Raw genomic sequence first — 13,998 nt, forward strand, 5'->3', positions numbered from 1 at the left:
CAAGCTGTTTATATATCTTTACCCTGCATGAATTGAAGCTTATCTTATTCCGCAGTAGCTCAGTGGTAGAGCTATCGGCTGTTAACCGATCGGTCGCAGGTTCGAATCCTGCCTGCGGAGCCAATGCTTCCATAGCTCAGCAGGTAGAGCACTTCCATGGTAAGGAAGAGGTCAGCGGTTCGAGCCCGCTTGGAAGCTTAAGTGAATACGTTGATATGACAAGGTTTCTCCTATGGTGGAGAAAGCTTTTTTTGTTTTATGATATTTTGCTTTCAACTTATAGAATGTATAAAAGCAGGCTTAATGCCTGCTTTTATTGCTATATCCACTCATATAAAACGTTAATTGTGACTTCTAAGACAAGAAGGAACAACATATAACTCCCGTACTTTAACGTATCAGGTTCATGCTGTTTTGAGTCTTTAAAAGTCCACATAAATAATGCTACAACGCCAATAACGGTCACGATTTTGCTAAGCGTTAATAAAGACATGACAACCTTCCTTTATATTGAAAATTATTTATTATCCATCTTCCATATTTATAATTAAAATCCCTTTTAACCGTAAAAACTTTTTCTGCTATTAAACAAGCTCTCTGACTCGGATGACAGAGAGCTTGTTTAAATATGTTTAAAATCCATTTAAAATAGAGAAGATCCGATTGTTTACACTGCCAAAAGATTTGATGTTGTTTTGGATGTTAGAAAATAGAATGACGTATCTGCTCCCTGTCAGACTGAAACTGTTTAATATGTTATAGCCGGGCATGACACCGTGACTAGAATAGCTTCCCGGCGACACATAAAAGCCCATACCGTATGTTGCTTTGTTTGGCGTAAACATTTTCATAAAACTTTCATTGGAAATGATTTTTCTTTCGTAAAGTGCTTTATCAAATAAATACATATCATAAGCGGTCATATAAATATCACCAGCCCCATAAAGCTGTGATAAATTCGGCATGTCAGGCGTATAAAGCTCTTTTTGCGGGTTTAATTTATACCCTGTCGACGGATTTGACTCTTTAGCAAATGTTTTATAAAAGCCTGCGTGTTTCATACCGGCAGGTTTAAAAACGTGCTTTTTGATGTATTGATCGACTGGTTCACCGCTTACCATGGAGACAATGTATGCCAAAACCGAGTAATTGGAGTCTCTATAATCCCATTTCCCAGTTGGGTATTTTACGCCTCGTTTTTCGATATCTTTCATTAAATCTTCCGGTGAAATATATCCGTGGCCTTCTTTGTGCCCCCTAATCCCTGATGTGTGTGTCAAGAAATGATAAAGGGTGATCTTTGAGCCGTTTGGAAAGTCAGGAAGATACTTAGAAACGGGGTCATTTACTGATAGCAATCCCTTTTCCTCAAGCTGTAAAATTGCCGTTGCAATAATGGCTTTTTGTGATGACCCAACATAAAAGACGGTGTCCGGTGTATTGGGGACCATTTCCTCGCGGTTTGCATATAAATACCCTTTGCTTGTCACAACGTTTCCGTCTTCTACAATTAATGCTGTGCCGCTGAATCCAATGCTTTTTAAATATTGATCCAATTGAGCATTATCATTTTTTGTGATGATAGGGTTCTTTTTTGTTTCATTTTGATTTGTCTTCTTCTTTGCTTCAGGCTGTTCTTTTTTTTCAGTTGCCTGTAGTTGATTTTCTTGGTGATCTCGCATACCGCTTGGAAGTGCAAGATAAATTACCCCACAAACAAGAAGAAAGGAAAGAATGATGAGCCTTCTTTTTGTTTTCTTCTTTTTTCTTTTCTTTATTCGCGTTCTGTATGTTCTTGCCATGGCGAGTACTCCTTCTTTTATATGTGACGTATTTACTGACGCAATAACCCCTTAAAAAGTTTCTTCAAAATGCTAATATTTTCATACATGGTTTGGGATAATGCCAAAATTTACATTTTATTTACACTTGAATAAGAACAAATGTTCTTATAAAATAAAGATGTGAGGTGAGACGATGAATAAGCTGTTGTATCGTTCAATGGAAGACGGTTTTCCGGTAGAAATCATCTACATGAAAGAAAGTAGTTTTTCTAAACGGGCGATTCTCGTGAAAGAAATTAAAAACGGTTATGTGAAAGCATTTTGCTTCCAAAAACAGCAGTTCAGAATGTTTAAGATAGAGGCCATTTTAACCGTGTTCCCCTATAAAAAAAGAAGCATAGCTCATTATGCCTAAAAGCTGCTCTTTCATCTAGCTGTCTTCTTTTCTGTATTCCCTTCCTGTTTTGATATTCCATCTTTTGTTATAATGAATGTAAATTCGATTTAAAGAGAGCGGGCGTTTTACATCTATGCTTCAGACGATCAATAAAACACTTGGTAAGATTATGCCTTTACTGACGCCTTTAAGTGTTGTCAGCGGGGTGTTGCTTGCGGATTACTTAAATGGGCTGGCGGGTCTTGTGCCGTGGATTTTTGCGTTTATGACATTTGCCGGCAGCCTTGGGGCAAATTTTCAGTCGCTGAAAACAGCGATGGTTCATCCCTTGCCGATGCTACTCGCTTTATTTGTTTTGCACATATTTATGCCTGTTCTGGCATGGGGCACGGGGCATCTTGTGTTTAGCGGAGATTCATTAACGATTACAGGGCTTACCCTTGGTGTTGTCATTCCGACGGGTATTACGAGTATGATTTGGGCTGCCATGTATAAAGGAAACATCGGCTTAACCCTATCGATTATTTTAGTGGACACGATTCTTTCGCCTTTCATCGTTCCGTTCAGTCTTTCCATCCTGGCCGGGGCGCATGTTGAAATGGATGTAATCGGTATGATGAAAGGTTTAGTCGGAATGATTGTGATTCCTTCTTTGTTAGGAATGCTCGTCAATCAATTTTCAATACCGGAGCGGACAGCGCGTTTAAGCGCGAATTGCGCTCCATTTTCGAAAATCGGGTTAGCCGCCGTGGTGGCGATTAACAGCTCAGTTGTCGCTCCTTACCTGAAAAACGTCGATTTAAAATTTTTAACGATAGCCGTTACGGTTTTTTTGGTGGCATTTACTGGCTACATGACAGCTTGGCTGATCGGTCGGCTGATGAAACGGCCCCAGGAGGAAATCGTGGCTTTAATTTTTACCGGAGGAATGCGGAATATTAGCGCCGGCGCTGTGTTGGCCACCGGATTTTTTCCGCCGCAAGTGGCGGTGCCCGTTGTCATCGGCATGCTGTTTCAGCAGATCCTGGCTGCGCTCTATGGGCATTTGCTTGCAAGAAGCGAGCTGAAAAAAACGTATCATTTAGACAAAAAAACGAGTCTGCCCTCATAGTTGGCAGACTCAAACCTTACAGGAGTGAAAAAAAATGAAAACCAATAGGGTAAGTGTGATGATGTGGACTTTAATTTCCGCATTTTTGTTTTGTTCTTTATTAGTCACAGCTTCACTTTCTCCGCTCGCTCATTCAGGCCCCCATGCTAATGAGTTTGGCACTTTGGGGATGTGGGCGGCAATCGGAACCGTTTTACTCTTTTATATCCTTCCCCTTGCTGTTTATATGGCCGGGTTTGATGCGATGAAGTTTGTAATGGCTGTTCTTTGCGGAATTGGATTAATCATCACGCTGACCATGATTCCAGTGGTTATGTTGATTGGCGCTTTTGGCGGATATGCTTCTGCTTTATTGGGCGTCGTATGCCTTTGCATTCTGTCAGCGATCGTGAATGTGATTTGGTTAGTCGCCGCTTTTCGCAGGCCGTCAGCGGCTGCTTCTTTCTAATATTTAAAAACCGCTTTCCCGCGTTGTGTTCAAGTTCGCCAAGTTCCTTTTGCGATCAGGTGGACGTTTCCCCCGATGTGAATTTCTATGCTGTTTGCCGTTGTATGCGCTTCAATATAAAGCAGGGAAGGCCGGTTTATTTCATACCCTTGTTCAGCCCTTATGCTGAGGTCATTTTGATTAAAATAACCGTGATGCAGTAAATATCCTGCGAGATCCCCGATTGCGCTTCCTGTTGCCGGATCTTCGGGAACGCTGAGACAGTCGCAAAAAACTCGTGTATTGATGTGATTTTGTTCATGATAGGTTTCCGTAGAAAAAACGAGCAGACTGGCTTCTGTTTCTTTCATAAAAGCTTCAAACCGATCCTTGTTGATTTTGCATTTTTTAACTGCACTTAGCGAATTTAACGGGACGATAACTGCTGGCAGACCTGTGGAAACCTCTTGTATCGGGAAATCCAAATCCATATCACATGTGTCGATACCGAGTACTTCTGCCATCATTTCTTTATCAAAAGTTCGATTAAATACAGGCGGATTTTGCTTCATCCAAATGATCTGATCTTCACCTTTGTCAAACGTCACCGGTATTGCGCCTGCTCGAACATTTAAAATGACGCTTGAAGATGGTTCAGTTTCGATTTCATTCTTTATGATAAACGCTGTGCCCAGCGTCGGATGTCCTGCAAACGGAATTTCTTTTTCCGGGGTGAAGATTCGGACATCATACCCGCTGTTTTCCTGTTTCCCTAATATAAATGTTGTTTCGGAAAAATTAATTTCCCTAGCTATTTTTTGCATTTTATCACTTGATAGGTTCTTTTCTGCTTTAAAAACGGCGAGCTGGTTTCCTGTATATTTTGTTTCTGCAAACACGTCCACAAGGTAAAATTCCATCCGATGTCTCTCTCCTTTAAAATGACCTTCCTGCCGTAAAGGCAGTTTTACATATCTTACATGAGATGAGAATCATTGAACAGTCTAAAAAAATAAAGAAGAGCGGATCCCGCTCTTCCTAATAAAGCAAATACTTCTTTCTGATATTCATAAACCGTTTTTGATCTGCTTCGTATTTATTGACGATTTCATCAATTGAAGCGCCTTGTTCAATCATAGCTTTGACCCATCCATTCCCGATCAGACGGTTGAAATTGCCTGAAGGGAGGAACTCAAAGTCGTCCGGGTAGAGGTCATGGACGGTTTTGATGATCGCGATACCGGTATTTACAGGCTTAAAAGCGGACCTGTTTGTCACGTAAAGCTCCACCCCGTGGCACAGTTTATTTTGATGCTTTGAAAATGTCGGAGTGAACGAGGCGGCTCTGAATCGGACGCCAGGAAGCTTCAGACCGTTTAATTTTTCGGCGAGTTCCGTACTTTTCATGTAGGGCGCACCAATTAATTCAAAAGGCTTTGTCGTGCCCCTTCCTTCTGACATATTGGTTCCTTCAATTAAACCTGTGCCCGGGTAGACGATGCCCGTATCCGGCGTCGGCATGTTCGGGGAAGGCAGGACGAAAGGAAGACCAGTGTCTTCAAAGAACATCTGTCGCTTCCACCCTTTCATTTTGATGATGGTTAAATCGGCGCCGATGTTAAATTCGTCATTAAACAGCTTTGCCAGTTCTCCTGCGGTCATTCCGTGCTTTAAAGGGATGGGATACATTCCGACAAATGAAGAATAATCCGGATCAAGGACAGGTCCTTCAACTTTTAAGCCGCTTTGCGGGTTTGGCCGGTCAAGAACAATGAATGGAATGCCGTTTTCTTTTGCCGCCTCCATCGCATAAGCCATTGTGTAAATGTAAGTGTAAAACCGCGTTCCGACATCTTGGATGTCAAATAGCAGGACGTCAACGTTTTTCAACATCTCCGGTGTCGGTTTTCTCGTATCTCCGTAAAGGCTGTAGACGGGGAGACCGGTTTTTTCATCAATATAAGAGTCAACCTTATCGCCGGCTTGAGCGTCTCCCCTTACACCGTGCTCTGGACCATAGAGAGCGGTCAGCTCAATACCGGGGGCTTGGTGAAGCAAATCGATGCTGCTTGTTAATGCTGAATTGACACCGGTTGGATTTGTGATGAGACCGACCCTTTTTCCTTTTAATATGCTTTTCTTGTTCATGATCACTTCAATACCCGGTGAGACCTTTGCTTTCTTTTCTTTGTCCGGAAAGGCCGCTGCTGCGGTTAATGTACTGAAAACAAACATTCCCGCAAGCAGCCAGATCGCTTTTTTTCTCATTTTGCCCCTCCTTTGTGAAGCGGCTTGCCGTTTTTAATATTCAACCCGTAGCCGAACGGGTAAAGGGTTTCTCCGGGGCGTGTGACCGAAGGAATGTCTACGGGCAATGTTCCTTTAGGCTTTGCCTTTCCGAAGATAACTTCCACTCCGGCCGGAATATTCGGCTGCCTGAAGCGCCCGTTTGCATAGCCTTTAAAGCCGTATACTGCGATCACGGCAGCGGCTTCTTCAAAATTTGCCGTGTCATAAGGGTTTCGTAAGCTCATTAAGACAAATTTTTTCCCGTTTGCCTGAGCGTATTTCATGGCGGCGCGCGGAAAAGCAGTTGCCCACTTGCTTGAGTCTTGAATGCTGTCATCAATGACACCGTCGTTCACAACAGGATCGTTTTTGACTACGTATGATCCTGTGATGACATAATCGGCCTCGTCAATTTTCTTTTGAATCTCTTCATCAAACGCTTTTTCTGCAAATCGATATTCGACCACCTTGATGTTTTTCTTTATTTTGCTGATGGTTTTGGCGATTGCTGCTGTTTGCTCTTCGTATGGGGCGAGAATGAGGACGGTATCCCCTTTTTTCGGTTTGAATGGCAAGGTGCTTTTTTCATTTTTAAGAATGGTGACGCTTTCTCTTGCCATTTTCCTTTCGGATTTCATGTGTTTGTTGCTGCCGACCGTTTTCAAGGCGTATTTGATTTTTTTCTGAAGCGGTTCGGAGCCGGTGTGATCGATGATACCGCGGTTTATTTTTAATTGAAGGATTCGCTCCACCGACTGATCGATTTGTTCGATAGGGATCTCACCTTTTTTAACGGCTGTCAGAAGAGCTTCGAATACACGCGCTAGATTTTTTTCGGTCTCAAGCGATGTGACTTGTGCGGGCATGAGGGCGATGTCGACTCCTGCTTTGACAGCCATGACGACGGCTTCCTCATGTCCGAAATTATCAGAAATGGCTTTCATATTTAAAGCGTCTGTTACGACAACGCCCTTAAAGCCGAGGTCTTTGCGGAGAAGGTCTGTCATGACTTTTTTGGAAAGTGTTGCAGGCACCATGATGTCCTCGCCGTCTTTTTTGCTTTTATAGGTTGTATTGTCAAAGGCGGGGAACTGGACATGCGCTGTCATGATCATGTCAATCCCTGCATCGATCGCTTTTTGAAATGGCGCAAGTTCAATGTTTCTCAGCCTTTTTTCATCATGCGGAACAAGCGGCAATCCGTAATGACTGTCAACCGCTGTATCGCCGTGTCCGGGAAAGTGCTTTGCTGTAGCGATCATTTGCTCGTCCTGCAGGCCCTTCATCATTTGGATGCCGAGCTTTGAAGTCAGCTCAGGCTTGGAACTGAAAGAACGAACGCCGATGACCGGGTTGCCGGGATTGTTGTTGACATCAAGTACAGGACTGAAGTTCACGTTGATGCCCAGCGATGCTAATTCTTTTCCGATGATTTTTCCTGATTTGAAGGCATTTTTGCTGCTTCGCGATGCACCGACTGCCATATTGCCGGGCAGGTTTGTGCCTGATTCGAGTCTGGTGACAATCCCGCCTTCCTGATCGATCGTGATAAAGAGCGGAATGTCAGGACTTGCTTTTTGCAGGCCGTCCGTTAACCGTACAGTCTGCTCTGTGCCTGTGACATTTTCAGCAAAAAGAATGACACCGCCGAGCCGGTATTTTTGAATGATTCCAGCGACTTCGTCATTCATTTTTGTTAATCCTTTGGTGTTCGATTCCCCTTTTTTCTTCCAGTTTCTAAAGTCAGGCATCAGCATTTGTCCGATTTTCTCTTCAAGCGACATGCTGCTGACCATTTGTTTGAGGTGTTGTTCCGGCTGCTGTTTCGCTTCTGCTTCGCGAGCGGCGGGCTGCAAAGCGAGAGACGATAACAGCAATGCAATCAACGCGCATTGAAGAAATCTTTTCATATAAGGGTCGCCTCCTATTGGTGATGTAACGCCTCGTAAATAGCTGTAATGACGCTGCCGTACTTTCCGGTTGCAAATGCGTCACCTTCGAATTGATTCGGGTTTTCTTTAGGGTTGATGACAGGAGAGTGCTTTTTATTGGTTAACAACACAATGCCGATTTGATACACGGGATCAATGATGGTGACGGTTCCCGTCCAGCCGGTATGGCCGTATGCCTTGTTGCTGGCGTGCTTGCCGAACATCCACTCCATATCGGTATTGCCGTTAAGCCGCCATCCTAGTCCATATGTGGGATTTGTTTTTGACGGCTCAGTAAATTGTGAAATGACCGAACGGCTGAATAGATGTTGTTTCCCATAACCGCCGCCGTTCAGCATGACTTGAAGGAGCACTGCTGCGTCGTCAACGGTGGAAAAAAGGCCGGCATGCCCAGAGACGCCTTCCATTGAATAGAACGCTTTTTCATCGTGGACTTCCCCTTGAAGCGTGTAAGTTCTGATATTTGGAAACAAGATGGTGCCATCTCTGGTGTTTCCCTTTCGTTCCGTAGCTGCAAAATGCGGCGGTTTAAAGCCCTTTTGGAGCGGATTAAACAAAGTATGCCGCAACCCGAGAGGCCGGTAAAATTGGTTTTCAACAAAGGTATCTAAACGCTCGTTTGTGACTTTTTCTATGATCAGCCCGAGGAGCATATAGTCGATGTCACTGTAAATTTGTTTTGTGCCGGGTTCATATGACAAGGGGGTTTTGACAAGATATTCAAGCGTTTTGCTCCGTGACTGAGAGTAGAGGTGTCCGGCTGCTTTCGGGTCGTAATAGTTCCAGCTTGCAGGGAAGCCTGCGTTATGGTGGAGCAAATCAATGACGCGGAGCCGGTTTTTTCCCTTTACATCGTCTTCCGGGTGATCTTTGAAATCAGGAAGATAATGTGAAATGTTTTTGTTCAAGTCAAGCTTTCCGGTGCTCACTAAATGCTGCAAGGCAAAATTGACGGCATACATTTTTGTATTGGAGGCGAGGTCAAACATCGTGTTTGCTTTCATTTTTTTTGGATGTTTGAGCGTCGAGAGGCCGTTGTATTTCTGCTTGTAGCCGTATGCTTCTTTTTTGACGATTTTTCCGTCTTTTATCAAAATCAAGGCAGCCCCGGGAAAGCCCGCTTTGACATCCTGTTCGATCAGACGGTCCACGGCTTTAAGCTTTTCCGAAGAAAAACCGGCTTCTTCAGGTGTTTTCGCCTTCGTTAATACCGGATATGTCAGCTGACCTGTTGTCTCGTTCGCAATGGCAGTCTGTGCTGATGACGGAAGCGGGAAAAAGCATGTCAGCAACAATAGGGACGATGTGGCAGCGCTGATCATAAACTTTTTCAGCTTGCTTCACTCCTTTCTGTCAAAAAATGTATAGTGGGAATTTTAAACAAACGTTTAATCAAATTCAACTGCCATATCGTCTTTAAAACCAAAGAGATATGTTAAGGCAAAGCCGGCAGCATAGGAAATAAACAAACCGAGAATATACAAAAGAACTTGGTGGGTATGGACTAAAAATGACAAAGGAAGACCTGATACGCCTATCGATTCGGTCGCGATTTTGAAATACGCTTGAAAGGCTCCACCTACTCCGGCGCCGAGGCACGCGGTTAAAAATGGACGTCCGAGTGGAAGAGTCACACCGAATATGAGCGGTTCACCGATTCCGAGCAGGCCTGACGGCAGTCCGCCGGCAATGGCTCTTTTGAGCTTTGCTTTTTTTGTTTTGAAATAGATCGCAAAAGCGGCGCCTACTTGACCTGCGCCCCCCATAGCCAGAATCGGCAGCAACGGGTCATCGCCGATTGAATTGATTAATTCCATATGAACGGGTGTCAATCCCTGGTGCAGTCCGGTTACGACGAGCGGAAGGAAGGTGGCCCCCAGTACAAAGCCGGCGATAATGCCGCCGAGATCTAAGATGGCGAGAAGTCCTGACGTAATGGCGTCAGATATCAAGCCGCCGACAGGCATGAAGACAACGTAAGTGACGATTCCTGTGATGAGAAGGGAGACTGTAGGTGTGATGATGATGTCGAGTGAATGAGGTACAATGCGCCTGACCCGTTTTTCGAGAAAAGCGATAAATGCAGCTGCGAATAAAATACCGATTAAACCTCCGCGTCCCGGCAAAAGCGCTTCACCGAAAAGCGAAATATCACCAACGGCCGGGTTAATGATTAAAATACCGGCTAATCCGCCGAGTGCGGGGGAGCCGCCGAATTCTTTCGCCGTATTGACCCCGACCAGGATGCCCAAATACGTAAATAAACCTGAACCTATTACCGTTAAAATAATGGCGGTTTGTGATGTTTCAGCGAGCCAGCCTGCTTGGATAACGGCTTTGGTGATTCCGGTAATCAAGCCTGAGGCGACCAAAGCGGGGATCAGCGGTATAAAAATGCTTGCGATCCGCCGAAGAAACAACTTGAAAGGCGTCGCGTTTTTCTTGGAAATCTCAGCTTTATGTTTGGCTGCGGATTGTTTTAAGTCAACGTCTTCCGCGGATTGAAGCAGCTTCCCGAACTCGTCTGATACGTGCTGTACGACGCCGGTGCCGAGGATAATCTGAAGCGTTTCCTCCTCAACGACGCCAATCACGCCTTCAAGCGCTTTGATTGAGCCGATGTCGGTTTTTTGACTGTTGACAGGCGTGATGCGCAGGCGCGTCATACAATGGGTATAATCCGCGACATTAGACGGGCCGCCGATGTGTTGTAAAATCAGTTTTGCCAGGCCGGCATATTTTTTCTCATCGCTCATTTTATATCCCCCTTATTTGCAATTCGCTCATTCCCATCATGCGGATGGCCGCTTTTGTTTGGTCAATATACTGAATGATGTCCTCGTAGCGCTCCGCGGCTATGCCTAAAAACAGAATGTCAATCATGTAAAGCTGAGTTAAACGAGAGGAGGTGGCGGCGCTGCGAAACGGCGCTTCATTTGAGTATGACGTATACAGGGCGATATCGCTTAATGAAGAGACAGCAGACTGTCCAAACCGCGTCAGTCCAATGGTTTTAATGCCATGTTTTTTGGCGAGTCTGACTGCATTGGCGATTTCATGCGTTTCTCCTGAATGGGATATGGCAAACAGAACGTCATTCTCGCCGGCATTGGCGATTAATGTCGCGACAAGATGCATATCACTAAAAGCGGTGGCTTTTTTATTGATGCGCAAAAATTTCTGCTGGGCATCTTGTGCGACGATTCCTGAAGCCCCGATCCCGCAAAAATGAACCGTTTCTGCGTTGATCAGTATTTGAATCGCTTTTTGAAGATCTTCGTGGTCAATGTTTTCAAAGGTATCGCGAATCGCCTGAATCGAATTGCTGGTTGTTTTTTGAACGATTGAATGGAGCGGCTCTTGCGGTTCGATATCCCGGTATCCCTGATCAGACGGTTTCATTAAATCGCCGGCGACCCTCATTTTTAAATCTTGAAAGCCTTTCAGCCCCAGAGATTTGCAGAGCCGTATTGCCGCCGCCCCGCTTGTCTTTGCCGAAGAGCTCACCTCTTGAATGGTGCCGTTTACGACCTCGTGTGGGTTTTTCAAAATGTATTCGGCAAGCTTTCGTTCAGATTGCGGCAATCTGTGAAGCATATTCTGAATGATTTCCAATCCTCCTGCAGCCATTGTTTCTTCCTTTCTTCTTTAAACTTGGTCTTCATAAATGGATAGAGCTTTTTCGATATCGCCTTCTGATTTCTCAAGCAGGTTTTCGGAAGCGGCCGCATCTTCGTTTGTTTTCAGCATGATGATGGCGGTTTTGACTTGGTTATGGGATTTTTCTAACGCTAGTGCCGCCGCTTCTTTTGGAACACCTGTGACCGTTTGGATGATGCGAATCGCCCGCTCCTTTAATTTGTCATTGCTTACTTTTACGTCTACCATGAGGTTTTCATAGACTTTTCCCATTTTGATCATGGCCGCCGTTGAGATCATGTTTAAAATCATTTTATGAGCGGTTGCTGCTTTCATTCTCGTCGATCCGGCAATAACTTCAGGGCCGACGACCACTTCTATGCTGTGATCTGACACCTGGCTGATCGCCGAGTTTTCGTTGCATGTCAGTGAGACGGTCTTGGCGCCACTTTCCCTGGCATACTTCAAAGCGCCGAGAACGTATGGAGTCCGACCACTGGCGGCGATTCCGATTACGGTATCATTGTTTGAGAGGTTAACGGCTGATAAATCCCGTCTGCCGAATGCCTCGTGATCTTCAGCGCCTTCGACGGCTTTGTACAGAGCTTTTTCTCCTCCTGCAACGATGCCAATGACCGACTCGGGAGATATGCTGAACGTCGGCGGGCATTCAGCTGCATCGAGTACGCCGAGTCTCCCGCTTGTACCGGCACCGATGTAGATGATCCGTCCCCCTTTCTTTAACGACCCGACGGCGAAGTCAACGGCGGTCTTAACTTCCGGTAAGACTTCTTGTACAGCTTCGGCCACAGTTTTGTCTTCATCATTGATGATTTTCAAAATATCAATCGTCTTTGCCTGGTGAATGCGCCTGGATCTTTCATTCCGGCGTTCGGTCGTTAATGAACCTAAATGGCTGTTTTCCATCGACAACTCCTCCTGATGATGAAGTGCATATATTTCTTAATTTTCAGTATATTAAGGGTGGAATATTATTTCAATAACAAAAGGTAAATATTAAAATTTTATTTCAATGAAGTTCTAAACAACGGATTGCCGACATAAAATAAAGCGCAGATGAACTGCGCTTATGTTCAGGTATTACAGCTCGTCTATTTGGTGTTCGGAAATCACGCGGAAGCCTTCTTTTTTCAGAAGCGCCGCCGTAACGCCGTTGCCGGCTATTTTTTGGCTTGAGAAACTTCCATCGTATATATGGCTGCTGCCGCAAGACGGGCTGTTTTCCTTCAACACGATCGTATCAGCCTTGATTTGCCTTGCCATCTCCAATGTTAGATAAGCTCCTTTTATATACAGGTCTGTTACGTCTTTTCCCGATTGTGTGTTGATCACCGCCCTGCCGTCTAAAACGTCTTCTCCCGACCCGCCTATAATTTCGGCCGGTTCCCTTGGCGTTTGAAATCCGCCGAGCAGCTCGGGACAAGCAATCACCGCTTTTTTTTCTTCAACAAGCTTATTGATTTTCCCCACATAGCTGTGCGATCCGTTATAGCGGCATTCCACCCCGGCCAGACATGAACTTACCAGTATCATTTTTCGCGTCCCCTCTCTTGCACATCAGATAGCCCTATTTTAAACAAAATTTCTGCGTTTTTCTCAATGTTTATGAATAAAAAATTTGAAAATAAAAATTTTAATTTACCCCTTTACAAATGGGGAGGAACCTGTATATAATAACTTTTGTCAGCTTTACGAGAGCTGCTTGAAACACGATGATGGCCCGTTGGTCAAGTGGTTAAGACACCGCCCTTTCACGGCGGTAACACGGGTTCGAATCCCGTACGGGTCACCATTCTTTTTTGGACAGCACGCTGCGAATGCCGGAATTTTTAAAAGGAAGGCATGCTAAGGTCGCAACGTCCTGTTGCAACGCGCACTTGTACGTCCTGTACTGCGGAGGATTAGCTCAGCTGGGAGAGCATCTGCCTTACAAGCAGAGGGTCGGCGGTTCGATCCCGTCATCCTCCACCATTTTTTCGGATCGGTTTTTGTCACAACCGCGCCGGTAACTGCATAAGATACCGTATCATGCCGGTCTAGCTCAATTGGTAGAGCAACTGACTTGTAATCAGTAGGTTGGGGGTTCAAGTCCTCTGGCCGGCACTGTTTTTGGAGGGGTAGCGAAGTGGCTAAACGCGGCGGACTGTAAATCCGCTCCCTCAGGGTTCGGCGGTTCGAATCCGTCCCCCTCCACCATTATTGGGCTATAGCCAAGCGGTAAGGCAACGGACTTTGACTCCGTCATGCGCTGGTTCGAATCCAGCTAGCCCAGTTTTTGGACATCCTGTTAGGATGTCCTTTTTATTTTGTCTTTTTTGTATAACTATTCAAAAAAATGTCTTGTTGAGTCAATTCCGAATTGGAAGGTACAATGAAGG

12 protein-coding genes, 7 tRNA genes and 1 rRNA gene (1 of these 20 cut by a window edge) are annotated in these 13,998 nt (G+C 45.0%); 11 read left to right on the top strand and 9 right to left on the bottom strand.

Annotation, left to right across the window (positions count from 1 at the left end):
- From rrf to MHB72_RS00980, 3 genes are all read left to right on the top strand, one after another.
- Nucleotides 1–5, top strand: a 5S ribosomal RNA gene (rrf, locus tag MHB72_RS00970) (it extends 111 nt beyond the left edge of the window).
- 43 nt (nucleotides 6–48) lie between these two features.
- Nucleotides 49–123, top strand: a tRNA-Asn gene (locus MHB72_RS00975).
- 2 nt (nucleotides 124–125) lie between these two features.
- Nucleotides 126–198, top strand: a tRNA-Thr gene (locus MHB72_RS00980).
- Between the two features lie 434 nt (nucleotides 199–632).
- Here the strand turns inward: MHB72_RS00980 and MHB72_RS00985 are convergent.
- Entirely contained in the window at nucleotides 633–1,802 is a 1,170-nt protein-coding gene (locus tag MHB72_RS00985) for a serine hydrolase domain-containing protein (protein ID WP_023857673.1), read from the bottom strand.
- Between the two features lie 175 nt (nucleotides 1,803–1,977).
- On the opposite strand from MHB72_RS00985, the gene MHB72_RS00990 reads away from it, so the two are divergent.
- The 3 genes from MHB72_RS00990 to MHB72_RS01000 all read left to right on the top strand — a co-directional run bounded on the left by MHB72_RS00990 (nucleotide 1,978) and on the right by MHB72_RS01000 (nucleotide 3,740).
- Entirely contained in the window at nucleotides 1,978–2,199 is a 222-nt protein-coding gene (locus tag MHB72_RS00990) for a hypothetical protein (RefSeq protein WP_020449908.1), read from the top strand.
- A 151-nt stretch (nucleotides 2,200–2,350) separates the two neighbouring features.
- Nucleotides 2,351–3,292 carry a bile acid:sodium symporter family protein gene (locus MHB72_RS00995; protein WP_095292699.1) on the top strand — a complete coding sequence of 314 codons (942 nt, stop codon included), beginning with the start codon at nucleotides 2,351–2,353 and terminating at the stop codon, nucleotides 3,290–3,292.
- 34 nt (nucleotides 3,293–3,326) lie between these two features.
- Nucleotides 3,327–3,740, top strand: a complete 414-nt coding sequence (locus MHB72_RS01000) for a DUF5391 family protein (RefSeq protein ID WP_026580420.1) — start codon at nucleotides 3,327–3,329, stop codon at nucleotides 3,738–3,740.
- Nucleotides 3,741–3,769: 29 nt separating this feature from the next.
- Here MHB72_RS01000 and MHB72_RS01005 read toward each other — a convergent pair whose 3' ends face one another.
- The 8 genes from MHB72_RS01005 to MHB72_RS01040 form a co-directional block, all read right to left on the bottom strand.
- Nucleotides 3,770–4,639, bottom strand: coding sequence for a PhzF family phenazine biosynthesis protein (locus MHB72_RS01005; protein ID WP_216922159.1), 870 nt, complete (start codon nucleotides 4,637–4,639; stop codon nucleotides 3,770–3,772).
- Between the two features lie 118 nt (nucleotides 4,640–4,757).
- Complete coding sequence (locus tag MHB72_RS01010) at nucleotides 4,758–5,987, bottom strand: exo-beta-N-acetylmuramidase NamZ family protein (protein ID WP_035337463.1); 1,230 nt, start codon at nucleotides 5,985–5,987, stop codon at nucleotides 4,758–4,760.
- The gene (locus MHB72_RS01015) at nucleotides 5,984–7,918 is read right to left on the bottom strand and encodes a glycoside hydrolase family 3 protein (RefSeq protein ID WP_216922162.1); all 1,935 of its coding nucleotides are present in this window, start codon (nucleotides 7,916–7,918) and stop codon (nucleotides 5,984–5,986) included. The genes MHB72_RS01010 and MHB72_RS01015 overlap by 4 nt, the downstream gene beginning before the upstream one ends.
- A 14-nt stretch (nucleotides 7,919–7,932) precedes the next feature.
- Nucleotides 7,933–9,282, bottom strand: coding sequence for a penicillin binding protein PBP4B (pbp4b, locus tag MHB72_RS01020; RefSeq protein ID WP_101561684.1), 1,350 nt, complete (start codon nucleotides 9,280–9,282; stop codon nucleotides 7,933–7,935).
- A 66-nt stretch (nucleotides 9,283–9,348) separates the two neighbouring features.
- Nucleotides 9,349–10,716: a PTS transporter subunit EIIC gene (locus MHB72_RS01025; protein WP_216922164.1), complete on the bottom strand. Its 1,368-nt coding sequence runs from the start codon at nucleotides 10,714–10,716 to the stop codon at nucleotides 9,349–9,351.
- A gap of 1 nt (nucleotide 10,717) precedes the next feature.
- Nucleotides 10,718–11,590, bottom strand: a complete 873-nt coding sequence (locus MHB72_RS01030; protein WP_149169585.1) for a MurR/RpiR family transcriptional regulator — start codon at nucleotides 11,588–11,590, stop codon at nucleotides 10,718–10,720.
- An 18-nt stretch (nucleotides 11,591–11,608) separates the two neighbouring features.
- Complete coding sequence (murQ, locus tag MHB72_RS01035) at nucleotides 11,609–12,526, bottom strand: N-acetylmuramic acid 6-phosphate etherase (RefSeq protein ID WP_216922166.1); 918 nt, start codon at nucleotides 12,524–12,526, stop codon at nucleotides 11,609–11,611.
- A 174-nt stretch (nucleotides 12,527–12,700) separates the two neighbouring features.
- Nucleotides 12,701–13,153: a DUF523 domain-containing protein gene (locus MHB72_RS01040; RefSeq protein ID WP_023857681.1), complete on the bottom strand. Its 453-nt coding sequence runs from the start codon at nucleotides 13,151–13,153 to the stop codon at nucleotides 12,701–12,703.
- A gap of 184 nt (nucleotides 13,154–13,337) precedes the next feature.
- Here MHB72_RS01040 and MHB72_RS01045 point away from each other — a divergent pair.
- From MHB72_RS01045 to MHB72_RS01065, 5 genes are all read left to right on the top strand, one after another.
- Nucleotides 13,338–13,412: transfer RNA gene (locus MHB72_RS01045), tRNA-Glu, on the top strand.
- Between the two features lie 103 nt (nucleotides 13,413–13,515).
- Nucleotides 13,516–13,591 (top strand) — tRNA-Val (locus MHB72_RS01050).
- A gap of 59 nt (nucleotides 13,592–13,650) precedes the next feature.
- Nucleotides 13,651–13,723 (top strand) — tRNA-Thr (locus MHB72_RS01055).
- An 8-nt stretch (nucleotides 13,724–13,731) separates the two neighbouring features.
- Nucleotides 13,732–13,816, top strand: a tRNA-Tyr gene (locus tag MHB72_RS01060).
- Nucleotides 13,817–13,820: 4 nt separating this feature from the next.
- Nucleotides 13,821–13,892 (top strand) — tRNA-Gln (locus MHB72_RS01065).
- The last annotated feature ends 106 nt before the right edge of the window (nucleotides 13,893–13,998 follow it).

It is taken from the genome of Bacillus sp. FSL K6-1284, assembly GCF_038002625.1.
GTDB lineage: Bacteria > Bacillota > Bacilli > Bacillales > Bacillaceae > Bacillus > Bacillus paralicheniformis.